Here is a 21230-nt window from a genome sequence, read left to right on the forward strand (position 1 = left end):
GTTACGGCCCAACCGGCAGAACAGGCTTGATCAATGCCGGTACCGGCCGGTACTGTCCGCTGGCTCCCCTCTGTCGGGACGGGGGGTTCACACCAACGGGGGACAGATGAAACTCGTTTACCGTCGTGGCCTACCGGCCCTGTGCGGCGCTGTGCTAGCGGCCGGCGTGATCGGCGTCGGCACCCCGGCGCTCGCCGCCGGTGAGCCGCCCACGGGCACCTTCACTCTCAACACGGCCTCGCTGTGGTCGGGCCAGCAGGTGACGCTCACCCAGGACGCCCTGGCCGACGACGACACGACCGACCTCGCCACGATCACCCGGGCCATCACCTGGGGCGACGGCACCTCCACGGCCGCGGCCGCCGGCGAGACCTCGTGGACACACACCTACGCCGGCGCCGGCACCTTCAAGGTGGCCGTCGAATTGAAGGACGACACGGTCAGCGGCCCGGGCACCATCGCCGCGCCGAATGTCACGGTCACCACCGCCCCCGGCACCCTGGGCTGGCAGAAGAGCACTGTCTACACCGCCAGCGACGGCGTCGGCGGCACCTACCTGACCGAGGCCGTGTTCACGCCGAAGGGCCTTCCGCTCACCGCCGACGAGGCCTGGACGACCTGGGGCGACGGCGAGTTCAGCCTGCTCAAGCAGGACGCGACCGAGACCACGGTGCCGCACTACTTCGATGAAGGCGACTACAGCCCGCAGGTGCAGCTGTCGAACAAGTTCGGCAAGGCCACCCCGCGCACCGCTTCCAGGCTGAACGTCGACGTCGACGACACCGCGCCGACGAGCGGCTTCACCTTCCCGGCCAACGCCGGCAAGGGCAGCTCGTGGAAGGCGTTCAAGGGCACCGGCCGCGACAGCCAGTCCGGGGCCGACATCGTCGAGGTGATCGCCTTCAAGTGGAAGGGCGAGACGGTCTACTACTACAACTTCGAGACGAAGAAGTGGGTCAAGGTCACCGACCCGACGGCCTACCTTCCGGACGGCGCGATCGCCCTCTCGCCGGTGACCGCCGCGGGCACCTGGTCGGTGCCGGCCTCCGGGATCACCAAGGGGTACCACCTCGAGGTGGACTACTGGGTCTACGACAAGGTCGGCAATGTCAGCGCCGACAAGTACGCCACGGCGTTCATCAGTAGCTGATCGATCAGCACAGCCGAGCTGAGGGCTCGTCCGGGCAACCGGGCGGGCCCTCAGTCGTTCAGAAAGCTCGAGATCCGCTCGCGCAGCTCGCGCCGGTTGTTCCACAGCACGGCCGGGTGGTCGTAGACGTGCAGCTCGGCCGCGGGCAGCAGGGACGCCAGCCGCTCGGCCCAGGCCACCGGGTGCACCTCGTCGCCGATGCAGCCCAGCACCAGCGCCCGGCCGCGGAACGCGCGCAGCGTCGACTCGTCGGCCACCGCGGGCTCGTGCCACAGTGTGGTCAGCTCGGGGGCCAGGCCGTCGCGTTGCAGCTGCTCGACCCGCTGCCGCAGGAAGCCCCAGCCGGTCGCCGTGTTGCGCACGGAGGGCGGCAGGTCCGACTCGACGGCGGCGGCGATCGAGGCCGCCTCGCCCGACTCGACCGCGGCCAGCAACCGTTCGAGCCGGGCCTCGGCCGCGGCGGGCCGGTGACCGTCGAGCGGCGCCGGCAGATAGAAGACCACCCGCTCGAACCGGTCGGGCGTGTCGCTGAGCAGCCGGCCGAGCGCGCCGGCGCCCAGGCTGACCCCGAGGGCCCGGGTCGCGCCGGTCTGGTCGGCGACGCCACGCAGGTCGGCGGCCAGGTCGCCGAAGCTCCAGGGGCCGGGCGGGGCGTCGGAGCGGCCGTGCCCGCGGAAGTGGAAGAAGACCCTGCGCCCGACGACCGCACTGGCCAGCGGGCGGGTGCCGGCGATGTCACCGGCCAGCCCGTGGGCGAAGACGGTGACGGGGTCACCGACCCCAGTGATCAACCCCTCCAGGCGTACGCCGGAAGGGGTCGACAGCATTTCGGTCGGTGGCTCGGGCAGGGTCGGCCGGCCCGAGCGCGGCCCGGTCGGTTCACGGCGATGCAGGCGGGGCCCACCGTCGGGCGGCGGCGGACCGAACCGCCGCCTCACCAGAAGCCTTTGCCGTCCGACAGATCCTTCAGACCCGGGCGTACGTCGAGCAGGTAGATCAGCGCCGCGGCGATGCCGATCAGGCTGAAGATGCCGACCGCGCTGCTGACCAGAAGCGTGAGCACGATGCAGATCGCGAGGATCGCCGCCCACGCACCCTTGGGGAGGGTGCCGATGGCCTGGAAGCCGTCGCCCCGCTGAGTCAGGCAGTGGATCAGGGCGACCGCCTGGACGACCAGCGAGAAGATGAGAATGAGCAGGTTTATGTAGCCGACGGCGATGTCGTAGAAGATCGGCGCGGAAGAGGCCATGACGGAAAGTCTATGCCGCGGGGCCCAGCGCACGCCGGGCCCCGCTGATCATGTTTATCGCGTCGTCACTTCGAGGCGGCGCGCTTGCGCGGCTTCGGGGTGGCGGCGGGCTTGGCCGGGGTGGCCTCGGCGGCCTCGATGGCGGCCGGCTCCTCGGTCGTCTCGATGTCGGCGTTGACGACCTCGGCCGCCTCGACGACGCCGGTGCCGACCACGCGCTCGCCGCGGGCGACGAGGGCGGTGTAAGCGGCGACCGCGCGGTCCTGCGCGATCTGGGCGAACGAGGTGGCGACGCTGGCCGCGTTGCCCCGCAGCGCGACGAAGTCGGTGGTGGAGGCCTTGTCGCGCAGCTCGGCGGCCTTGGTGCCGGCCTGCTCGTTGTAGTCACGCAGCGAGGCCGACGCGCGCTCGCTGAGCTCGGTGAGCACGGCGGGCAGCTTGCGCAGCTGCTCGACGGCGATGTCACCGGCACCGGCGGCGGCGTAGAGCGGGGCGGGGAAACGGGTCTTGGTCTGCTCGGTCATTTCTGCTCCTCATCAACGGGAGTGGTCTCGGATTTGCTGCGCGCGTTCTCGTTGCGGAACGTCTCGTAGATCTGCGACAGCGACTGTTTCTGAGCGATCGTCAGCTCGGGATCGGCCGCGATCGCGGCCAGCACACCCTGCTGACCCTCGCTGTCGAGCAGACCCGCACGCAGGTACATCGCGGGCGTCGACACCCGCAGCGCGCTGGCGATCTGCTGGAGCACCTCGGCGCTGGGCTTGCGCAGGCCGCGCTCGATCTGGCTGAGGTACGGGTTGCTCACGCCCGCCTTGTCGGCGAGCTGGCGCAGCGAGATCTTGGCGGTCTGCCGCAGGTCACGGATGAAACCACCGATGTCCTCGGGCAGATCCTTGGGTGCGGCCATGCATCCGACCGTAGCTCGGGGTGCTAGCTGTTGCAAGCAAAGCGCTAACTACAGCAAGCGTGAAACGAGTCACGCAGCACATGACTTAAGCCAGCGGACACCCGCACTTCGCCCGTCGATGTCGAGGCGCCGAAAAGTGCTAGGCGCAGCCGAGGCGCTTTTCGGTGCCCTCGACATCGACCTCTCAGGGCGAAGTGCCGCCGAGCGGAGGCGAGGCCATGGACACAGCGCGGATCTCTCCCACCGGTTCGCCGCCGCCCAGCACGAGCTCCCCGATCCGGGGCGTGTCGACGCCGAGGCGCTGCAGTTCCTTCAGCAGTACGGGGGTCCGGGCGCGCATGCCACCGTCGTCGATCTTGATCGTGATCGCCCCGGCGCCGGGCACGGCCACGGCGACCACGCCCTCGGCGCCGCCTTTGGCGAGCAGGCCCGGAACGGCCGCCATCAGCAGCGTGTCGTCGGCTCCGGTGCCCGCCACCAGCTCGGGGTGGGCGCGCATCTCGTCGGCCACCCGCCGCTCGTGGCTGCCCGGCTCGGCCGACACCAGCCGCTCGAAGGCGCGGGCGAGCCCGGTCAGCGACAGGGCCAGCACCGGCGCCCCGCAGCCGTCGACCCCGACCGCGGTGATGCGCTCGCCGGCGAGGTCGGCGACCGCCTCGGTGATCGCCTTCTGCAGCGGGTGGGCGGGGTCGCGGTACGTCTCGAGCGGCCAGTCGTTGGCCACGCAGGTCGCGAGCATGCCGGCGTGCTTGCCCGAGCAGTTCATGAGCACCCGCTCGGGGCCGCCGCCGGTGCGCACCCAGGCATCGCGGGCGTCCTCGGCCAGCGGCAGCGAGGTGGGACAACGCAGGGCGTCGTCGGTGAGGCCGGCCGCGTCGAGGATCTCGCGGACCCGGCGTACGTGGAAAGCTTCTCCGAAGTGGCTGCCGCTGATCAGGGCCAGGTCGGCGTCGTCGCGCGGCACCAGGCCGGCCCGCAGCAGGCCCACCGTCTGCAGCGGCTTGTTCGACGACCGCGGAAAGATCGGCGTGGTCACGTCGCCGCGGCTGCCGGCGCTCGAGAAGACGGAACCGTGGTGGACGCTCTCGACAAAACCGGAGCGCACTACTTCAGCGATAATCATGCGCCTTCAGTCCGATTCCGGGGTGGTTGGATGGGGGGCGGGGATCCCCAGCAGCTCGCGGGTCTCGCGGGCGGTCAGCGGCGGGCGCTGGGCCAGCTGGGCGAAGCCGACGGCCCGGGCCACGAGCTGCATGTTCGACTCGACCGGGCGGCCCTTGGCGTACGTGATGGTGTCTTCCATGCCCACGCGCAGGTGCCCGCCCGCGCTCAGCGAGGCCAGCATGACCGGGATGGTCGAGCGCCCGATGCCGGTGGCCGAGAACGTCGTGCCCTCGGGCAGGTCGCGGATCGCCTGCTCACACGCGACCAGCGCGGCCGCGGTACCCGGCATCCCGCCCGGCACGCCCATCACCAGGTCGACGTGCACGTGACCGCCGGACGGCAGGCCGTGCTTCCCCAGCAGCCGCTGCAGCGTCGTGAGCTGACCGAGGTCGAAGATCTCGTACTCGGGCACGATGCCCCGCTCCTGCATGCGGGTGTGCAGGTCGACGATGAACTCCCACCGGTTCAGGAACACGCCGTCGCCGAAGTTGACGGTGCCCATCGTGCACGAGGCCATCTCGGGCCCGGCGTCGAGCACGGCCAGCCGGTCGCCCTCGGGGTCGGTGACGGCGCCGCCCGACGAGAGCTGCACGATCAGGCCGGTCGACTCGCGCAGCGCCCGCACGGTGTCACGCAGCCGCCCCTGGTCGAGGGTCGGCTCGGCCTCGGCGTCCCGGATGTGGACGTGGATGATGGCAGCGCCCAGCGCTTCGCACTCCTTGGCGGTGGCCACGAGTTCGTCGAGCGTGACGGGCAGCGCGGGCACGTCGGCCTTGCTGCTTTCGGCGCCGGTCGGAGCAACGGTGATCACGGTCCCGGTCATGGATGTGACCTTAGTGTTCGTCCACCGCCACGGCGGACTCGCCCACCGTCAGGTTGTCGGTCGCGTTGCGCTTGAGCACGGCCAGGGCGACCAGGCCCAGCTCGTGGTGGCGCACGGCGGTGCCGACGAAGCCGACCTCGCGCCCCTCGCGAACCACCGGGGTGCCCTTGGCCGGCGGCTGATCGGTGGCGATGCCGTCGAAGTGCAGCAGGGCCAGGCGGCGCGGCGGGCGGCCGAGGTGATGGACCCGGGCCACAGTCTCTTGCCCGCGGTAGCAGCCCTTGTCGAGGTGGACCGCGGCGGCGATGAACTCGGCCTCGGCCGGGATCGTGCGGTGGTCGGTCTCCCAGCCCAGCCGCGGGGTGTGGTGTTCGACGCGGATCGCCTCGTACGCCCACAGACCGGCCTTGGGCAGCCCCAGCTTCTCGATCACCGCGGTCTTTTCGGTACGCGGGACGAGCAGGTCGATGCCCAGGGGCACCCGGCGGGCCAGGCCGAATTCGGTTTCCCGTACGTCGTAGAGGCTGGTCGCCTCGGGCCGGACATCGCCGGCCGCGAACTTGGCGCCCGGCACCGGCTGCACGCGCGGCTCGGCCAGACCCGGAATCACGTCGCCCGCACCCGGCCCGACCAGCGAGAGAACGGCCAGCTCGGAGGTCGCGTCGCGCGGCTCGACCTTGGTGAAGAACCGCATCATCTCGAGGTATTTGAGCAGGCCCGCGCCCGCCCCCGGCTCGGTGTCGAGCCAGGTCGTGGTGCCGTCCTCGGTCACCATCGCGTGCTGCTCGACGTGACCGTTCGGAGAGAGGACCAGCAGCTCGGTGCCCTGGTTGGCCGACAGCTCCGACAGATGCTGCGTCGTCAGCGTGTGCAGCCAGCTCGCGCGCTCCTCACCGGGCACGGCGATCACGTCGCGGTTCGAGCGGTCGACCAGGCCCACGGCGGTGGCCAGGGTGCGTTGCTCACGCATCGGGTCGCCGTAGTGGGCCGGCACACCGGAGTCGGCGGAGGCGGGATCCAGGTCTTCGACCATCACCACGGTCATGTCACAGCTCCTTGCAGTCTCCGCACACCCCGAACAGGGACACATGGCCCACGTCGACGCGGAACGCCCGTTCGTTCAACAACCGGTCGGTCACCGGTTGCATCACACTCGGGTCTACCTCACTGATCGACCCACATCCACGGCACACGAGGTGAACGTGCTGATCCTCACCCGCCGCGTGGTAGGTCGGCGAGCCGTGCGACAGGTGGGTGTGAGTCACCATGCCGAGCTCTTCCAGCAGCTCGAGCGTGCGGTAGACGGTGGTGATGTTGACCCCGGCCGCCCGCTCACGCACATGGTTGTGCACCTGCTCGGGCGTGGCATGGCCGAGCTCGTGCACCGCTTCGAGGATGAGCTGACGCTGCGGGGTGAGCCGCAGGCCACGTTCCCGGAGCATGGCGGCAAGCGAAGTGGCGGACACGCTACGAGGTTACGCCGTCAGGCTGTCTATCCGCCGACCCTGAGCAACCGCGCCGACATGTGGGGCCGCAGTTCGCTCTTGTCGATCGACACCTCGTGGGCGTACAGCAGGGCGCCCTCGACGATACCGAAGAGCCGCCGCGCGCCGGTCAGATGCTGGCCGGTCGGGGTGTACGCCACCGCGTCGGTCTCGATCTCGAGCCGGGTCGTGCCCACGGTGTTGCCGACGTAGATCTCGACGGTGCCCTCGGGGGCGACGATGACCGCCTCCATGTCGTCGGTCGCACGGCCCTCGGCGTTGAGCACCGGCCGCCAGAACCCGGACTCGACGATCCACTCACCGGACGGCTTCGACTCGTCGTCGAGCAGCCACGAGCGCGACTCGTAGCGCAGGAACGGACGGCCGTCGTGGCTGATCCGAACCTCTTGCCCGAAGTCGTAGTCCTTCTCGGCCGGGAAGCCGCCCTGACCGCGGCCGCGCCACAGCCCGACGAACGGCAGCAGGCCCAGCAGCGCCGGGTTGAGGTCGGCCCCGGAGCGCAGGTCGTGCGTCTCCTCGTAGGGGTACGCGTCGACCGGGGGCGCGTTCAACCAGGGCGGTGGGCCCAGCGGATTTTCCTGATCGCTCACCAACGCCCCCTCGACACGCGCATCGCCAGATAGACGACACTGCCCGCCAGCGCGCCCAGACCGGCGACCAGCAGGCTCACGAACCCGATTTCCGTAACCATGACCGGACCATCCTATGCTGGCGCCCATGGCACGCTTGCTGGTCGTCAAGGCAACCGCCGGAGCCGACGCCCCGGAACGCTGCTCGCAGGCCTTCACGGTCGCGAGCACGGCGCTCGCGTCGGGGGTGGACGTGTCGTTCTGGCTCACCGGCGAGTCGGCCTGGTTCGCCCTGCCCGGCCGGGCCGCCGAGTTCGAGCTGCCGCACGCGGCGCCCCTGCCCGACCTGCTCGACCTGCTGCTCTCGGCAGGCCGGGTGACCGCCTGCACCCAGTGCGTAGCCCGCCGCGAGATCACCGCCGACGACGTGCTGCCGGGCATCCGCATCGCCGGCGCCGCCGTCTTCGTCGAAGAGATCATGTCGGACGGCGCCCAGGCGCTCGTCTACTGACAACTGGCGCTACGGTCACGCACCTCGGCAGCTGGTGCTCACGGTCACGCTCAGCTGCTCGCCCTGCGGCAGCACGACTATCGAATCGCCGGCCTTGCGGTAGGCCCGCACAGCGTCGTCGGCGTGCACGATCTCGCCGCCGGCCTGTCGCAGGCGGCCGGGCAGATCGTCCGGCATGGACAGATCCGGCACCGTCCACGAGCCCGCGACGCCGCCGGACGGGCAGGCCACGGTGCGGACGACGGGCTCGCCCACGTTGGCGTCGAGCGCAGACACCACGGTGTTGAGCAGCGCCGGCGCCGGCGAAGCGGTGGCGTCGCCCCCGACCGGCGCCGCGCCGTCGAGCGGCCGGCAACCGGTGGTGAGCCGAAGCGTGAGGGTCGTCGCCACGGCCGGACCGCTCAGGTCGATGCCGACGAAGTTGCCCGCGTCGGCGTGCAGCGAGACCCGGGTGCCGGCCCGGGTGCGGCTCTGCTCGGGGGCCCACTCGACCGGCAGCTCGGCCGCGATCGCTTCGACCGCCTCGGCCGCCTTCGAGTCGCCGACGTAGACGGTCACGGCGCGGGCGGCGGCCACTCCCGAGCGCACGGGCGTGATGCGGCAGTCGCGCGTCAGCTGCAGCTCGCCCAGCACCACGGCCCGGTCGGCGCCGCTCGCCGTGGCGTAGACGACACCGGCGGCCCGCTCGAGATCGGTCACGGCGAGGTCGATGTCGCGCTGCTCGGGCACGGTGGCCCGGTCGTGCCCGACCGACCACACGGTCAACCCGACCAGACCGGCGATCCAGACCACGACCAGCCCGGTCAGCCACCACCGGCGGTTGCCGAGCGCTGTCACCGCTGACCACCCGTCGGTTCGAGGCGGGGCATCGGACTCATTTCCCGGCCAGGCGCTGGAGAGCGCCGAGAGCCACTTCGGACCGGGTGGTGTACCAGAACGGCGGCAGGGAGTTGCGCAGGAAGGCACCGTAGCCCCGGGCCGTCTCGAGGCGGGAGTCGAGCACGGCGACCACGCCCTTGTCGCCCGTCGAGCGAATCAGCCGGCCGACGCCCTGCGCGAGCCGCACCGCCGCGATGGGCACGCTCACCGACGCGAAGCCGGAACCGCCGTTGGCGTCGACCGCCGCCGCCCGGGCCGCGGCCAGGGGCTCGTCGGGGCGCGGGAACGGCAGCCGGTCGATCACCACCAGCTGGCACGCGTCACCCGGCACGTCGACGCCCTGCCAGAGCGACATCACCCCGAACAGACAGCTCTCTTTGTCTTCCCGGAACTTGCGGACCAGCACCGGCAGCGATTCCTCGCCCTGCAGCAGGATCGGCAGGTCGGTGCGGGCGCGCAGCAGCTCGGCGGCCTGGGTGGCCGCCTTGCGCGACGAGAACAGGCCCAGGGTGCGCCCGCCCAGGGTTTCGACCAGCTTGACCAGCTCTTCGCCGGCCGCGGCGGGCAGGCCGGACATCTGGGGCCGGGGCAGGTGGGACGCGACGTAGAGGATGCCCTGGCGCGGGTAGTCGAACGGGGAGCCGACGTCGAGCGACGTCCAGCCGTCGCCGGAGGCCTCGGGGCCGGTGGCCGCGGTGGGGGCGGCGACGGGCAGGCCGAGCGAGCGGGCCACCGTGTCGAACCGGCCGCCGAGGGTCAGCGTGGCCGAGGTGGCCACCACCGTACGGTCGGAATAGAGACCCTGGGCCAGCGTGCCGGCCACCGAGAGCGGGGCCACCACCAGCGCGCGGCGGCCGTTGCCGAGGTCGGACTTCTCGACCCAGGCGACGTCGAAGGCGGACTCTTCGAGCAGGCGCTGGGCCGTGTCGTTGAGGTCGTCGAAGGCGGCCTTGGCCTGCTGCTTGCGCACCGGGTCGGGATCGTCGGACTTGACCTCGCCGATCGCCGTGAGCCCGGCCCGGGTGGCCGACTCGACCCGGGCCACGGCCAGGGCCAGCGGCTCGGGCAGGCCGCCGGTGATGCGGCCCGCGGGCGCCTCGGCCAGGCCGACGGTGAGCGCGTCGGCCGCCTCGGCCAGCGACTCGACGGCGGCCGGGGAGAGCAGGGTGCGAGCCCGGCGCGAGGAGCGCTCGACCGCCTCGGGGGTCAGCTCGGCCTGGGACGCCGACGAGACCCGGTCGGCCAGTTCGTGGGCCTCGTCGATGACCAGCAGCTTGTGGGGCGGGACGATGTGGCGGTCGGCCAGCATGTCGACCGCGAGCAGGCTGTGGTTGGTGACCACGATGTCGGCCTCGCGGGCCCGGGCCCGCGACGCCTCGGCGAAGCAGTCGGCCCCGTACGGGCAGCGGGCGGCCCCGACGCAGTCGCGGGCCGGCATCGAGACCTGGCGCCAGGCCGTGTCGTCGACGCCGGGGTCGAGCTCGTCGCGGTCGCCGGTGGCGGTCTTCTCGGCCCAGGCCTGCAGCCGCTGGATCTGCCGGCCGAGCTTGCCCGCCTCGCCCAGCCACTGGGTGGTCTTGGGCGGCGCGTCGTCGAACAGCGTGTCGGTCGGCGCCTCTTCGTCGGCGTGTTCCATCTTGGCCACGCAGAGGTAGTGGTGGCGGCCCTTGAGCACAGCGTAGGTGGGCTTGCGGCCCAGCACCGGCTCGACCGCGGCCGCGAGGCGGGGCAGGTCGTGCTCGACCAGCTGGTTCTGCAGGGCCAGGGTGGCCGTCGAGATCACCACCGGGCCGTCGACGAGCAGCGACGGGGTGAGGTAGGCCAGGCTCTTGCCGGTGCCCGTGCCGGCCTGCACGAGCAGGTGTTCCCGCTCGCGGACGGCCTTGTCGATGGCGGCCACCATGGCCTGCTGACCCGGGCGGGACGCGCCACCGGGCACGGCGCCGACGGCGGCCTGGAGGAGCTGCTCTGCGGACACCGACTTCTTCGTTGCTGCGGGCACGGGCAGACGGTACCCGCCACCACCGACAGAAGCCGACCACCGTTAGGGTTCTTGCATGGCGAGTGACACGGTCCGGGTCGTCTACACGAAGTACGACGGGTCGGCCCACCGGGACTACCCAGCCCGCCGTTTCGATTCCGACGAGCTCGGGGTCTGGGTCGGCGTCACCAAGGGCACGAAGTCGGTCTACCACGGCCGCCCGTCCGTCGAGCAGATCCCGTTCGTGCTGCTCATCCCCCATCACACGTGGTGGACAGGCATGTTCAACCCGCAGCCGCGCACCAGCGAGGTCTACTGCGACATCACCACCCCCGCGCGCTGGGAAGGCGACACGGTCCACATCATCGACCTCGACCTCGACGTGGTCCGCCGGCGCACGTCGGGCCTGGTCGAGCTGCGCGACGAGGACGAGTTCGACGAGCACCGCACCCAGTTCGGCTACCCCGACGACCTCGTCCGCGAGGCTCGCGCGGCGGCCGACGAGTTGCTCGTGGCGCTGGGCGACGGCAGCGAGCCGTTCGCCACCCACTTCCACCAATATCTACAGAAGGTCGCTGACTAGCAGCTTCTCGGGGTTGAGCTGCTGGAACAGCCCGGTGATGCGGCCGTCGGCCACGGTGACGGCGAGCGCGCCGTAGAGGCCGTGGCCGCGGACGAAGACTCCGGCGCCGCCGTTGATCAGGGCGGGCTCGAGGACGGCATCGGCCATCCGGCTGCCGTGCGCGATGCCGACGAAGAAGCGGGACACCTTGTCGGCGCCGACGATCGGGCGCAGCGCGGTGCTGGTGAAGCCGCCGCCGTCGCTGATCGACACCACGTCGGGCGCGAGCACGGCCGCCAGCGCCTGCATGTCCCCGCTGTTCACGGCCTCGATGAAGGCGGTCAGCACCCGGCGCTGCTCGGCCAGGCCGGCGTTGTGCCGTACTTCGCCCTCGGCGGCGGCCCGGCGCCCCCGCGAGGCGTGCTGGCGGGCCGTGGCCTCGGTGGTACCGAGCACCTGGGCCACCTCGCCGTAGGGCACCGCGAACGCGTCGTGCAGCACCAGGGCCACCCGCTGCTCCGGGCTCAGCTTCTCGAGCACCACGAGCAGGGCCAGGCCGACCTGGTCGCGCTGCTCGGCCTGCCCGGCCGGGCCGACGTCAGGGTCCACGAAGTAGTCGGGCAGCCACTGGCCGGTATAGGCCTCGCGCGACACGCGGGCCGACTTGAGCACGTCGAGGCAGAGCCGGCCGGTGACCGTGGTCAGCCAGGCCCGCAGGTCGCGGATCTCGCTGTCCCCCGCCCGCACGTAGCGCAACCAGGCTTCCTGTACGACGTCCTGGGCCTCGGCCATGCTGCCGAGCATCCGGTAGGCGACGGCGACGAGATGCGGGCGCTCGGCCTCGAAGGCCTCGGCGGAGGGTGGCATGAGGGAATTCTGCGCGAGATTCCCGAGGTCGGGTAGCACTTGTGTCAGAGTGTAAAACGCCCATTTCGTACGAATCGGATGGTGTGGTGTGAACGACGGGCTCATGATCGCAGGCGGCCTGACCGGGCTCGTCGGTCTGGCCGGGCTGACCGCCGCCGGACTCACCGTGCTGCGCCGCCGCGGCACCTACCTGGCCGCCGGTCACGCTCTCGCGCGCCCGGACGACCTCGACCCGCTGCCCTCGGTGCTGCGGCGCGGCCTGGGCGGACTCACCGTGCCCGCCACCCCCGGACCCCGGGGCGAGCTGTTCCTCGGCCCCGGTGCGCCCCAACCCGGCCGCACCCTGCGCCGGCTGGTGCTGACCCCACTGTTCGCCAAGGCCCGGGGCAACAACGGCCGGCTCGCCCGCGACCAGCAGGTGCCGTTCCGGCTCGTGGTCGAGATCACCGGCGCCGTCCGCGACGCCGAGACGCTGCTGCGGGCGTACCGGGTCCTCGACCAGCAACTGCGGGACCACGCCGCGCTGCTGAGCCACTGCGACGGCGGCGAACTGGTGCCGGGGGCGGTCACCGTGTCGGTCACCGGCATCGTGGACGTCCGGGAGCTGCTCGCGGCCCAGGACCTGCGGTACGCGTTCGCCGAGGGGACGTTCGACGACCTCGGCTCGCGGGCGGCGCCGGCCACGCTCGTACCCATGATCAGTGAGGCCTGGAACCGGCGGTTCGGCTGGGACGGGCTCGAACCGATCCCGGCCGAGGAACGGCACCTGTTGCACGCCATGGTGCGGTCGGCCCACGACGACGGGCGGACCGTGCGCATCTCGGGCCTGCCCACGGGGTCCCGCCAGGCCCGGGCCGCCATCCGGGCCGAACTGGGCGCCGCCGGCGTCGACGTGATCGCCGACCAGGACCAGCGCGGCCTCGTCCGCTACCTGCGCAAACACCCGGTGAGCCGGTGGGTCGAGCGGGAACCGCTGCCGACCCGGGCCGTCCGGCGGGGCTCGCCCCGCCCGCACGCCCCCAGGACTGAACGGCGGCGGGAGGCCGTTTAGCGGCCCAGCAAAAGGTGAACCAGGGAAGGCCGTAGCATTCCCGGAGATCAACCATCGTCCGTCGATCGAGGTTCGCGCCGTGAAGTTCTCCTTCCGCCCCGTCGAGGGTGCCTTCTACGACCTGTTCACCCAGGCCGCGAACAACCTCGTCAAGGGCACCGCGCTGCTCAACGAGCTCGCGCTGCCCGGTGTCGACGTGCAGTCGGTCAGCGACCGGCTGACCGACGTCGAACACGACAGTGACCAGATCACCCACGACCTCTACAAAAAGATCAACTCGACCTTCATCACGCCGTTCGACCGCGAGGACATCTACTCGCTGGGCTCCCAGCTCGACGACGTGATGGACCACCTCGAGGCGGTCGGCAACCTGCTCTACCTGTACGGGTTGACCGAGCTCCCGTCGCTGCCGCGCGAGATGCACGAGCTGGTCGACGTGCTCGACCAGCAGGCGAAGATCACCGCCGACGCCATGCCCAAGCTGCGCGCGATGAAGGGGCTCGAGGAGTACTGGATCGAGATCAACCGGCTCGAGAACGAGGGCGACCGGTCGTACCGGATGTTGCTGGTCCGGCTCTTCTCGGGTGAGTACGACGCGCTGACGGTGCTGAAGATGAAAGAGGTGGCCGACGAGCTGGAGGCCGCCTGCGACGCGTTCGAGCACGTGGCGAACACCGTCGAGACCATCGCGGTCAAGGAGTCCTAGGCCTTGTCGCCCGAGTTCTACGCGGTCCTCGCGGTGATCGTCGCCGCAATGATCTTCGACTACACCAACGGCTTCCACGACGCCGCCAACGCCATCGCCACCAGCATCAGCACCCGGGCCCTGACCCCGCGGATCGCCCTGGCCATGGCCGCCGTCGGCAACTTCATCGGCGCCCACCTGGGCGGCGACGTGGCCAAGACGGTCGGCGACGGCCTGGTCAAACTCGACCTGGGCATCCCCAGCCTGGGCGTCGTCTTCGCCGGCGTACTCGGCGCGGTCACCTGGAACCTGATCACCTGGTGGTTCGGGCTGCCCTCGAGCTCGTCCCACGCCCTGTTCGGCGGGCTGGTCGGCGCCACCCTGGTCGCCGGCCCGGCCCTGGGCGAGGTGCAGTGGCGCACCATCGTCGACAAGGTCCTGATCCCGATGGTGGCCTCGCCCGTGGTCGGCCTCCTGCTGGGCTTCGTCGTGATGGTCGCGATCATGTGGATCTTCCGCCGCGGCAACCCCGGCAAACTCAACCGGGGCTTCCGCGTGGCCCAGACCATCTCGGCCGCCCTGATGTCGCTCGGCCACGGCATCCAGGACGCGGCCAAGACCATGGGCATCGTGGTGCTGGCCCTCTACATCGGCGGCTACCAGGACAACGCCAGCCACATCCCGTGGTGGGTCTACATCACCACCGCGACGATGCTGGCCGCGGGCACGTACTCGGGCGGCTGGCGCATCATCCGCACCCTGGGCCGCAAAATCATCGACCTGGGCCCGGCCGAGGGCTTCGCGGCCGAGACGGTGGCCAGCTCGGTGCTCTTCTTCAACGCGTACGTGCTGCACGCCCCCATCTCGACCACCCACACGATCACGTCAGCCATCATGGGCGTCGGCGCCACCAAGCGCCTGAACGCAGTCCGCTGGAACGTGGCCGGCAACATCGTGATCGCCTGGATCACCACGTTCCCCGCCGCCGGCCTGATCGCCTGCGCCCTCTACTTCCTCTTCCGCCCGCTGTTCACCTGAGGAGCTGACGGATGGGCGACAGCTTTTCGGACGTCTGCGAAAGGTTAACGCTTAACCTTTCACAGATCGCGATCCATGAAAGGTTAAGCGCTATCTTCTGCGCCGAACCGCGGCGTCAGTAGGCGACGCCGATTTCTTCGCGGATGGTGTCGAGCAGGGTCATCAGCTCGAGGGTGGTGGCGTGGGACATGAGCGGGCTTTCGAGTTCGCCGGCCTGCAGGCAGCGCTGGACCTCAGCCGCCTCGAACTGGTAGCCGTGGCCGGGGAAGTCGAGGTCGAAGACCTCGGGGTCGCTTTCGGGGCGGTGCACGGTGAACGAGCGCGGCACGAAAAAGCCCTCGGGCAGTTCGATGCGGCCGTCGGTGCCGGTGATCGTCGCGTTGTTGCGGCTCTGGCCGTTGATGCTGCAGGTCAGCGCGCCGACCGCGCCCGGCTCCCAGCCCATCAGGATGCCGGTGTTCTCGTCGACCCGTTCGGGCGTCAGGTGGGCCCAGGACTGGACCGAGGCCGGCGCCCCCATGATCAGGTGGGCGAAGTTGATCGGGTAGACACCGAGGTCGAGCAGGGCGCCGCCACCCAGTTTCGGGTTGCGCAGGCGGTGCTCGGCGTCGAACGGGCCCTGCAGGCCGAAATCGGCGTGGATGGCGCTGACCCAGCCGATCGCGCCCTCCTCGACCAGTTCGGCGATCTTGCGAATGGCCGGGTTGAACCGCATCCACATGGCTTCCATCAGGAAGACGTTCTTCTCGCGGGCGTGGGCCACGAGTTGCGCGGCCGACGGCAGGTCGAGGGTGATCGGCTTCTCGACCAGCACGGACTTGCCGGCCTCGATGCACAAGTGCGCCGCCTCGGCGTGGAAGGCGTGCGGTGTGGCGATGTAGACGACGTCGACGTCGGGGTCGGCGGCCAGGTCGGCGTACGAACCGTGGGCCCGGGCGAAGCCGAACCGCTCGGCGAACGCGGTGGCCGTCTCTTGCCGGCGGGAGCCGACGGCGGCCAGCTCGGCCCCGGGCACGAGCGACAGGTCGCCGGCGAATTGGGCGGCGATCCCGCCGGGGGCAAGGATTCCCCAGCGAACGTTCTGTTCGGTCATGATCCTTACGGTATCTTCCGCACCCCATCAGATCGTCTTCAGTCCGCTTTTGGGTGGCGGGCGGGGCAGTTGGATGGGGAGGATCGTGGGGTGACCGATCCGACGCCCGTGCGGCTTCCCCCAGCCATGGTCAAAAGGGCACGCGAGTTCGCGGGGGTGCCGGCGCCGGTGCGCGACGCGGCCACCGTCGTGCTTCTGCGCCCAGCGGGCGTTTCCTTCGAGCTGTACGTGTTGAAGCGCGCGACGACGATGGCCTTCGGCGGCCTGTACGCCTTCCCGGGCGGCGGCGTCGACCCGACCGACCGCCCCGAGACGCTGCGCACCGACTGGCCCACCCGTCTCGGTGTGCCCGCCGAGCGCGCCCACGCGGTGGTCGGCGCCGCCGTGCGCGAGCTCTTCGAAGAGACCGGCGTGCTGCTGGCCGGCCCGGTCGAGCAGCCCGACCGCACCCTGCACGACGTGGGCACCGCCGACTGGGAGGCCGACCGGGCGGCCGTCGCCGCGCGCGAGCTGACCCTGACCGAGCTGCTGCGCCGCCGCGGGTTGCGGCTGCGCGACGACCTGCTGTTCCCGTGGGCCCGCTGGATCACCCCGGAGTTCGAGCCCAAGCGGTACGACACCTGGTTCTTCGTCTCGCTGCTGCCCGAGGGGCAGGCCGCCCGGGACGTCTCGGGCGAGGCCACGGAGGCGACCTGGATCGGCCCGGGCACGCCGACCGGCCTGGCCATGCTGCCGCCGACCCGGCAGACGGTGAATTCCCTCTCGGCGTACGGGGAAATGGCGCAAGTGATCGCGGCCGCGAGCCGCCGCGACGCCGCAACGCCGGTGATGCCTCGCGTCGAACTCACCGACGACGGCGGCGCCCTGCTGCACCTGTCGTAGGTGCGGCAAGGCGCCGTCCAACGTGCCTACCCCGCCCGACCAGGGGGCGGGCCCGAGACTACGCGCCGGGTGGGACCGAAAACGGGTTATCCACAGGCCGGCCGACGTGATCCCGCGGACATTCGTCAGCCGAAGCGGCCGGTGATGTAGTCCTCGGTCTTCTTCTCGGTCGGGTTGCTGAAGATCTTCTGGGTGTCGTCGTACTCGATCAGGCGGCCGGGGTCACCGGTCTTGTCGATCGAGAAGAAGCCGGTCTTGTCGCTGACCCGAGCGGCCTGCTGCATGTTGTGCGTGACGATGATGATCGTGAAGCGGTCCTTCAGCTTGAACATCAGGTCCTCGATCGCCAGCGTCGAGATCGGGTCGAGGGCCGAGCAGGGCTCGTCCATCAGCACGACCTGGGGCTCGACGGCGATCGTGCGGGCGATGCACAGACGCTGCTGCTGACCGCCGGAGAGGCCGGCGCCGGGGCGGCTCAGCCGGTCCTTGACCTCGTTCCACAGGTTGGCCGACCTCAGCGACTGCTCGGCCGCGTCGTCCAGAAGGGACTTCTTCTTGACGCCGTTGAGCTTGAGGCCGGCGACCACGTTCTCGTAGATCGACATCGTCGGGAACGGGTTGGGGCGCTGGAACACCATGCCGATCAGGCGGCGGACGGCGGTGACGTCCACGTCCGGGTCGTAGATGTTCTGCTCGTCGATCGTGAGCGAGCCCTCGATGCGGGCGTTGGGCAGCACCTCGTGCATGCGGTTGATCGACCGCAGGAACGTGGACTTGCCGCAACCCGACGGCCCGATCAGGGCGGTGATGGTCTTCGGCTCGACCACCATCGACACGCTGTCGATGGCCTTGAACGAGCCGTAGTAGGACGAGACGTTGCTCGCCTCGATGCGCTTGGCCATGGGGTTACCTCTACTTCGACAGACTGTTGCGACGGGCGAGCAGCTTGGCGGCGACGGTCAGGATCAGCACGATCGCGACCAGGGTCAGCGCGGCCGTCCAGGCCCGCGCCGGGGCGTACCGCGAGGCGTCACCGGCCTGCTGGTACACGAAGAGCGACAGGGACTGCTGACCGCCGGCGAACGGGTCGAAGTTGATCGCCGCGGCGCCACCGGCCACGAGCAGCACGGGGGCCGTCTCGCCGGCTGCGCGGGCGACCGCGAGCATGACGCCGGTGACGATGCCGGGCAGGGCCGTGGGGATCACGACCTTGAGGATCGTCTTCCACTGCGGTACGCCGAGCGCGTACGCACCTTCGCGCAGCGGACCCGGGACCAGTCGCAACATCTCTTCCGTGGAGCGCACGATCGTCGGCAGCATCAGCACGGTCAGCGCCAGCGAGGCCGCGAAACCGGAGAACCGAGGCGTCCCGTTGTTGAACCACGGGCTGACGATCAGCACCCAGAACGAGAGGACGAACAGACCGGCCACGATGGACGGGATACCGGTCATGACGTCGACGAAGAAGCGTACGGTCGTGGCGAACTTGCCCCGGCCGTACTCGACCAGGTAGATCGCGCCGAGCACGCCCAGCGGCACGGCCATGAGCGTGGCGATGCCGACCTGCTCCAGGGTGCCGATGATGGCGTGGTAGGCACCACCGTTGGGGTCGCGGGCGCCGATGTTGTTCATCGACGAGCCGAAGAAGTCACCGTCGAGACGGTCGACGCCCTTGGAGACCAGCGTCCACACCACTGAGGCGAGCGGCAGGATCGCCAGCACGCAGGCTGAGTAGATGAGTGCCTTCCACATGCGGTCGCGGGCGGCCCGCCGGCCCTCGATCCGACCGGCCACGATCTGCAGGCCGACCAGGTAGAAGACGACGCCGAGGACGACACCGAGCACATAGTTGCCGATGCCGAAGCCATAGGCCAGGGCCAGGCCGACGACCAGCGCGCCCACGGCGATGCCGACGTTCAGTCCCGGGTGGAGCTTCTGGGACCGGATGTTGTCCGGCGTCATCACGACGTCGGAGGACTCACGTTCTAGAAGGCTCATGCCGCACTGTCCCGGAACTCGCGCCGACGGTAGATGATCGCCCGCGCCGCCATGTTGACCACGAGGGTGATCGCGAAGAGCACGAGGCCGGATGCGATCAGGGCGCCACGGCCCGTCTCGTTGGCCTCGCCGAAGGAGTTGGCGATGTTGGCGGCGATGGAGTTGCCGCCGTTCTCGATGATGTTGAACGAGATGTTGAAGACGACGCCGAGGGTCAGGGCCAGGGCGATCGTCTCGCCGAGGGCACGGCCGAGGCCGAGCATCACGGCGGCGATCACACCGGGCTTGCCGTAGGGCAGAACCGCGGTGCGGACCATCTCCCACTTGGTGGCGCCGAGGGCGAGCGCGGCTTCCTCGTTCATGCCCGGGGTCTGCATGAAGACCTCGCGCGACAGCGAGGTCACGATCGGCAGCACCATGATCGCGAGGACCAGGCTGCCCAGCAGCACCGAGCGGCCGAACGGGCCGTCGCCGCCGAAGATCGGGATCCAGCTGAAGTACTCGTTGAGCCACGCCGAGAAGTTGCGGACCGGCTCCATGAAGACGTCCCGGCCCCAGAGGCCGAAGACGACACTGGGCACGGCGGCCAGCAGGTCGATCACGAACCCGAGCGGGGTGGCCAGCCGCTTGGGGGCGTAGTGCGAGAGGAACAGCGCGATGCCGAGAGCGATCGGCACCGCCACGAGCAGCGCGATGATCGAGGTCAGCACGGTGCCGAAGGCGAGGACCGCGATACCGAACTTCGGCTCGGTCTCGTTCGGGAACCACGACTTGTAGGTCAGGAAGTTCTCGGTGTTGGCGCTGAGCGCCGGCACGGCCTTGGAGATCAGGAAGACCGCGATGGCGACGATGATGACCAGCACCATCGCACCCGCCGCCACGGACAGGCCTCGGAAACCGGCCTCCATGCCGAAGCGGGTCTTCTTGGGCAGGGCGCCCCCGCCGCCGAATGGGGGTTCTTCGTAGCTCCCCGGAGCAACACCGGTGCCGGCGCCCCGGGCGTGACGTCCAGTCACACCCAGGTCGCCGGCGGTGGCGTTGTCCGAGCCGGAGGGGTTGTCACCCATCTGCTCGCTCGCTGTCGTCTCGGAGGGATTAGTTCGTCAGGTCAGGAGATCGAGGCGGCAGCGGTCTCGACCTTGGCCCGGATGGACTCCGGCAGCGGGGCGTAGCCCAGGTCGTTCAGCGCCGACTGACCGCCGGTGCTGGAGGTGTACTTGAAGAAGGCCTGCAGCTCCTTGGCCTTCGGGCTGCCCTTCGAGCAGACGATCTCGTAGGTCACCAGGACGATCGGGTACGCGCCCGCGGTCTTGGCGGTGTAGTCGATGCTGAGCTTGAGGTCGTTGCCGGTGCCCTCGATCTTGGCGCCCTCGATGCCCTTACCGGCGGTCTCGCCGGTCAGCTCGGTGTACTCGCCCGCGCCGTTCTTGATCTTGGCCTTCTGCAGGTCGTTGTTCTCGGCGTACGAGAGCTCGACGTAGGAGATGGAGCCCGGGGTGCTCTTGACCGCGGTGGCCACACCGTCGGACTTGGCGGCGCCCGTGCCACCCTTGGCCTTCCAGGCCTTGGCGTTGCCGTAGGTCCAGTCGGCCTCGGCGGTCTTGCTCAGGTACTTGGTGAAGTTATCGGTCGTGCCCGACTCGTCCGAGCGGTGCACGGCGGTGATGGCCTCGTCCGGGAGCTTGGCGCCGGAGTTCTGCGCCGCGATCGCCGGGTCGTTCCACTTGGTGATCTTGCTGTCGAAGATCTTGGCCAGCGTGGCCGCGTCGAGCTGGAGGCCGTCGACGCCGTCCACGTTGTAGACGACCGAGATCGGGCCGACGACCATGGGCAGGTTGAGGGCGGTGCCACCGGCGCACTTGGCGTCGGCCTGCGGCTGCTCCTCCTCCTTGAGGGCCGAGTCGGAGCCGGCGAAGTCGGCGGTGCCCGCGATGAACGCCTGGATGCCGGCGCCCGAGGCGGTGCCCTGGTAGTCCACCTTGGCGTCGGCGCACTGGGCCTGGTAGGTCTTGATCCACTCGTCCATGGCGTTCTTCTGCGCCGACGAACCCTGAGCAGTCAGGCTGCCGGCGACACAGTTGCCGGCAGCGGCGGAGGCGTCGCCTCCGGCCGACGGCGCTTCGTTGTCCGAGCCGCACGCGGAGAGCGCGAGCGTCGCAGTCAAGGCAATGCCGGCTGCCAGGTAACCGGACCGCTGGAGCTTCACAATTTTCCCTTCGATGGTTTGCATACCGGCGTCGCACCGGCACCACCGAAGCTAGGAGCGCGAGGTAGCCGGTTACCCGGGCCTAAATGAACGCGCAGTGAACACGTCGA

General features: G+C 70.3%; 24 protein-coding genes and 1 pseudogene. 7 read left to right on the forward strand and 18 right to left on the reverse strand.

From position 1 onward, the window contains the following. Positions 1 to 106 precede the first annotated feature (106 nt). Entirely contained in the window at positions 107 to 1150 is a 1044-nt protein-coding gene (locus M1L60_RS18755) for a hypothetical protein (protein WP_253238735.1), read from the forward strand. A gap of 50 nt (positions 1151 to 1200) precedes the next feature. On the opposite strand, the gene M1L60_RS18760 is transcribed toward M1L60_RS18755, so the two are convergent. The 10 genes and pseudogenes from M1L60_RS18760 to mtfM all read right to left on the reverse strand — a co-directional run bounded on the left by M1L60_RS18760 (position 1201) and on the right by mtfM (position 7489). Then, positions 1201 to 2088 carry an alpha/beta fold hydrolase gene (locus tag M1L60_RS18760; protein WP_253238736.1) on the reverse strand — a complete coding sequence of 296 codons (888 nt, stop codon included), beginning with the start codon at positions 2086 to 2088 and terminating at the stop codon, positions 1201 to 1203. Further along, positions 2085 to 2399 (reverse strand): DUF2516 family protein, encoded by a 315-nt coding sequence (locus M1L60_RS18765; protein WP_253238737.1) that lies wholly within the window; start codon positions 2397 to 2399, stop codon positions 2085 to 2087. The genes M1L60_RS18760 and M1L60_RS18765 overlap by 4 nt, the downstream gene beginning before the upstream one ends. A gap of 65 nt (positions 2400 to 2464) precedes the next feature. Next, a complete protein-coding gene (locus tag M1L60_RS18770) occupies positions 2465 to 2923 on the reverse strand; it encodes a hypothetical protein (RefSeq protein ID WP_253238738.1) in 459 nt (152 codons plus the stop codon). 11 nt (positions 2924 to 2934) lie between these two features. Then, a pseudogene (locus M1L60_RS18775) lies at positions 2935 to 3306 on the reverse strand (helix-turn-helix domain-containing protein); the annotation flags it as partial. 184 nt (positions 3307 to 3490) lie between these two features. Beyond that, positions 3491 to 4429, reverse strand: a complete 939-nt coding sequence (locus tag M1L60_RS18780) for an asparaginase (protein WP_253238740.1) — start codon at positions 4427 to 4429, stop codon at positions 3491 to 3493. A gap of 6 nt (positions 4430 to 4435) precedes the next feature. After that, entirely contained in the window at positions 4436 to 5293 is an 858-nt protein-coding gene (locus tag M1L60_RS18785) for a beta-keto acid cleavage family enzyme (RefSeq protein WP_253238741.1), read from the reverse strand. Between the two features lie 10 nt (positions 5294 to 5303). Then, entirely contained in the window at positions 5304 to 6338 is a 1035-nt protein-coding gene (ygfZ, locus tag M1L60_RS18790) for a CAF17-like 4Fe-4S cluster assembly/insertion protein YgfZ (protein ID WP_253238742.1), read from the reverse strand. A 1-nt stretch (position 6339) separates the two neighbouring features. Beyond that, positions 6340 to 6735, reverse strand: coding sequence for a Fur family transcriptional regulator (locus tag M1L60_RS18795; RefSeq protein ID WP_253238771.1), 396 nt, complete (start codon positions 6733 to 6735; stop codon positions 6340 to 6342). Positions 6736 to 6785: 50 nt separating this feature from the next. Then, positions 6786 to 7391 carry a heme-binding beta-barrel domain-containing protein gene (locus M1L60_RS18800; protein ID WP_256516692.1) on the reverse strand — a complete coding sequence of 202 codons (606 nt, stop codon included), beginning with the start codon at positions 7389 to 7391 and terminating at the stop codon, positions 6786 to 6788. Next, entirely contained in the window at positions 7385 to 7489 is a 105-nt protein-coding gene (gene mtfM / locus M1L60_RS47590) for a small membrane protein MtfM (protein WP_274622891.1), read from the reverse strand. The genes M1L60_RS18800 and mtfM overlap by 7 nt, the downstream gene beginning before the upstream one ends. Before the next feature lie 14 nt (positions 7490 to 7503). Here mtfM and M1L60_RS18805 point away from each other — a divergent pair, with 14 nt between their 5' ends. Continuing rightward, a complete protein-coding gene (locus M1L60_RS18805) occupies positions 7504 to 7878 on the forward strand; it encodes a DsrE family protein (RefSeq protein ID WP_253238744.1) in 375 nt (124 codons plus the stop codon). 15 nt (positions 7879 to 7893) lie between these two features. Here M1L60_RS18805 and M1L60_RS18810 read toward each other — a convergent pair whose 3' ends face one another. Both M1L60_RS18810 and M1L60_RS18815 read right to left on the reverse strand, forming a co-directional pair. After that, positions 7894 to 8715, reverse strand: a complete 822-nt coding sequence (locus tag M1L60_RS18810) for a hypothetical protein (protein WP_253238745.1) — start codon at positions 8713 to 8715, stop codon at positions 7894 to 7896. 37 nt (positions 8716 to 8752) lie between these two features. Then, positions 8753 to 10759, reverse strand: a complete 2007-nt coding sequence (locus tag M1L60_RS18815) for an ATP-dependent DNA helicase (protein WP_498370527.1) — start codon at positions 10757 to 10759, stop codon at positions 8753 to 8755. Positions 10760 to 10814: 55 nt separating this feature from the next. Between M1L60_RS18815 and M1L60_RS18820 the strand changes: the two genes are divergently transcribed. Next, positions 10815 to 11321, forward strand: a complete 507-nt coding sequence (locus M1L60_RS18820; RefSeq protein WP_253238746.1) for a DUF402 domain-containing protein — start codon at positions 10815 to 10817, stop codon at positions 11319 to 11321. On the opposite strand, the gene sigJ is transcribed toward M1L60_RS18820, so the two are convergent. Then, positions 11301 to 12167 (reverse strand): RNA polymerase sigma factor SigJ, encoded by an 867-nt coding sequence (gene sigJ, locus M1L60_RS18825; protein ID WP_253238747.1) that lies wholly within the window; start codon positions 12165 to 12167, stop codon positions 11301 to 11303. The two genes, M1L60_RS18820 and sigJ, sit on opposite strands and share 21 nt — an antisense overlap. Positions 12168 to 12270: 103 nt before the next feature. On the opposite strand from sigJ, the gene M1L60_RS18830 reads away from it, so the two are divergent. From M1L60_RS18830 to M1L60_RS18840, 3 genes are all read left to right on the forward strand, one after another. Continuing rightward, positions 12271 to 13218, forward strand: coding sequence for a PI-PLC domain-containing protein (locus tag M1L60_RS18830; RefSeq protein ID WP_253238748.1), 948 nt, complete (start codon positions 12271 to 12273; stop codon positions 13216 to 13218). Positions 13219 to 13297: 79 nt separating this feature from the next. Further along, the gene (locus M1L60_RS18835; protein ID WP_253238749.1) at positions 13298 to 13924 is read left to right on the forward strand and encodes a DUF47 domain-containing protein; all 627 of its coding nucleotides are present in this window, start codon (positions 13298 to 13300) and stop codon (positions 13922 to 13924) included. Positions 13925 to 13927: 3 nt separating this feature from the next. Further along, positions 13928 to 14941, forward strand: coding sequence for an inorganic phosphate transporter (locus M1L60_RS18840; protein WP_253238750.1), 1014 nt, complete (start codon positions 13928 to 13930; stop codon positions 14939 to 14941). A 115-nt stretch (positions 14942 to 15056) separates the two neighbouring features. On the opposite strand, the gene M1L60_RS18845 is transcribed toward M1L60_RS18840, so the two are convergent. Beyond that, positions 15057 to 16034 (reverse strand): Gfo/Idh/MocA family protein, encoded by a 978-nt coding sequence (locus M1L60_RS18845; RefSeq protein ID WP_253238751.1) that lies wholly within the window; start codon positions 16032 to 16034, stop codon positions 15057 to 15059. 126 nt (positions 16035 to 16160) lie between these two features. Between M1L60_RS18845 and M1L60_RS18850 the strand changes: the two genes are divergently transcribed. After that, complete coding sequence (locus M1L60_RS18850) at positions 16161 to 16916, forward strand: NUDIX hydrolase (RefSeq protein ID WP_253238773.1); 756 nt, start codon at positions 16161 to 16163, stop codon at positions 16914 to 16916. Between the two features lie 125 nt (positions 16917 to 17041). Here the strand turns inward: M1L60_RS18850 and pstB are convergent, their stop codons facing one another. The 4 genes from pstB to pstS are packed head-to-tail and all read right to left on the reverse strand — an operon-like array spanning position 17042 to position 21120. Continuing rightward, a complete protein-coding gene (gene pstB, locus M1L60_RS18855) occupies positions 17042 to 17818 on the reverse strand; it encodes a phosphate ABC transporter ATP-binding protein PstB (protein WP_253238752.1) in 777 nt (258 codons plus the stop codon). 10 nt (positions 17819 to 17828) lie between these two features. Continuing rightward, positions 17829 to 18878 (reverse strand): phosphate ABC transporter permease PstA, encoded by a 1050-nt coding sequence (gene pstA / locus M1L60_RS18860; RefSeq protein WP_438862132.1) that lies wholly within the window; start codon positions 18876 to 18878, stop codon positions 17829 to 17831. A 32-nt stretch (positions 18879 to 18910) separates the two neighbouring features. Continuing rightward, positions 18911 to 19981 (reverse strand): phosphate ABC transporter permease subunit PstC, encoded by a 1071-nt coding sequence (gene pstC, locus M1L60_RS18865; RefSeq protein ID WP_253238754.1) that lies wholly within the window; start codon positions 19979 to 19981, stop codon positions 18911 to 18913. A gap of 41 nt (positions 19982 to 20022) precedes the next feature. Continuing rightward, a complete protein-coding gene (gene pstS, locus M1L60_RS18870; protein ID WP_253238755.1) occupies positions 20023 to 21120 on the reverse strand; it encodes a phosphate ABC transporter substrate-binding protein PstS in 1098 nt (365 codons plus the stop codon). Between the last annotated feature and the right edge of the window lie 110 nt (positions 21121 to 21230).

The organism is Paractinoplanes aksuensis (assembly GCF_024137025.1).
Classification (GTDB): Bacteria; Actinomycetota; Actinomycetes; order Mycobacteriales; family Micromonosporaceae; genus Actinoplanes; species Actinoplanes aksuensis.

Bases quoted from the DNA above. Each gene is read 5' to 3' on its own strand.
- M1L60_RS18795 (WP_253238771.1), bottom strand. From the start codon at position 6,735: ATGCTCCGGGAACGTGGCCTGCGGCTCACCCCGCAGCGTCAGCTCATC.
- mtfM (WP_274622891.1), bottom strand. From the start codon at position 7,489: ATGGTTACGGAAATCGGGTTCGTGAGCCTGCTGGTCGCCGGTCTGGGC.
- pstB (WP_253238752.1), bottom strand. From the start codon at position 17,818: ATGGCCAAGCGCATCGAGGCGAGCAACGTCTCGTCCTACTACGGCTCG.
- M1L60_RS18845 (WP_253238751.1), bottom strand. From the start codon at position 16,034: ATGACCGAACAGAACGTTCGCTGGGGAATCCTTGCCCCCGGCGGGATC.
- pstA (WP_438862132.1), bottom strand. From the start codon at position 18,878: ATGACGCCGGACAACATCCGGTCCCAGAAGCTCCACCCGGGACTGAAC.
- sigJ (WP_253238747.1), bottom strand. From the start codon at position 12,167: ATGCCACCCTCCGCCGAGGCCTTCGAGGCCGAGCGCCCGCATCTCGTC.
- ygfZ (WP_253238742.1), bottom strand. From the start codon at position 6,338: ATGACCGTGGTGATGGTCGAAGACCTGGATCCCGCCTCCGCCGACTCC.
- M1L60_RS18755 (WP_253238735.1), top strand. From the start codon at position 107: ATGAAACTCGTTTACCGTCGTGGCCTACCGGCCCTGTGCGGCGCTGTG.
- M1L60_RS18770 (WP_253238738.1), bottom strand. From the start codon at position 2,923: ATGACCGAGCAGACCAAGACCCGTTTCCCCGCCCCGCTCTACGCCGCC.
- pstC (WP_253238754.1), bottom strand. From the start codon at position 19,981: ATGGGTGACAACCCCTCCGGCTCGGACAACGCCACCGCCGGCGACCTG.
- M1L60_RS18765 (WP_253238737.1), bottom strand. From the start codon at position 2,399: ATGGCCTCTTCCGCGCCGATCTTCTACGACATCGCCGTCGGCTACATA.
- M1L60_RS18785 (WP_253238741.1), bottom strand. From the start codon at position 5,293: ATGACCGGGACCGTGATCACCGTTGCTCCGACCGGCGCCGAAAGCAGC.
- M1L60_RS18780 (WP_253238740.1), bottom strand. From the start codon at position 4,429: ATGATTATCGCTGAAGTAGTGCGCTCCGGTTTTGTCGAGAGCGTCCAC.
- M1L60_RS18850 (WP_253238773.1), top strand. From the start codon at position 16,161: ATGGTCAAAAGGGCACGCGAGTTCGCGGGGGTGCCGGCGCCGGTGCGC.
- M1L60_RS18820 (WP_253238746.1), top strand. From the start codon at position 10,815: ATGGCGAGTGACACGGTCCGGGTCGTCTACACGAAGTACGACGGGTCG.
- M1L60_RS18830 (WP_253238748.1), top strand. From the start codon at position 12,271: ATGATCGCAGGCGGCCTGACCGGGCTCGTCGGTCTGGCCGGGCTGACC.
- M1L60_RS18805 (WP_253238744.1), top strand. From the start codon at position 7,504: ATGCTGGCGCCCATGGCACGCTTGCTGGTCGTCAAGGCAACCGCCGGA.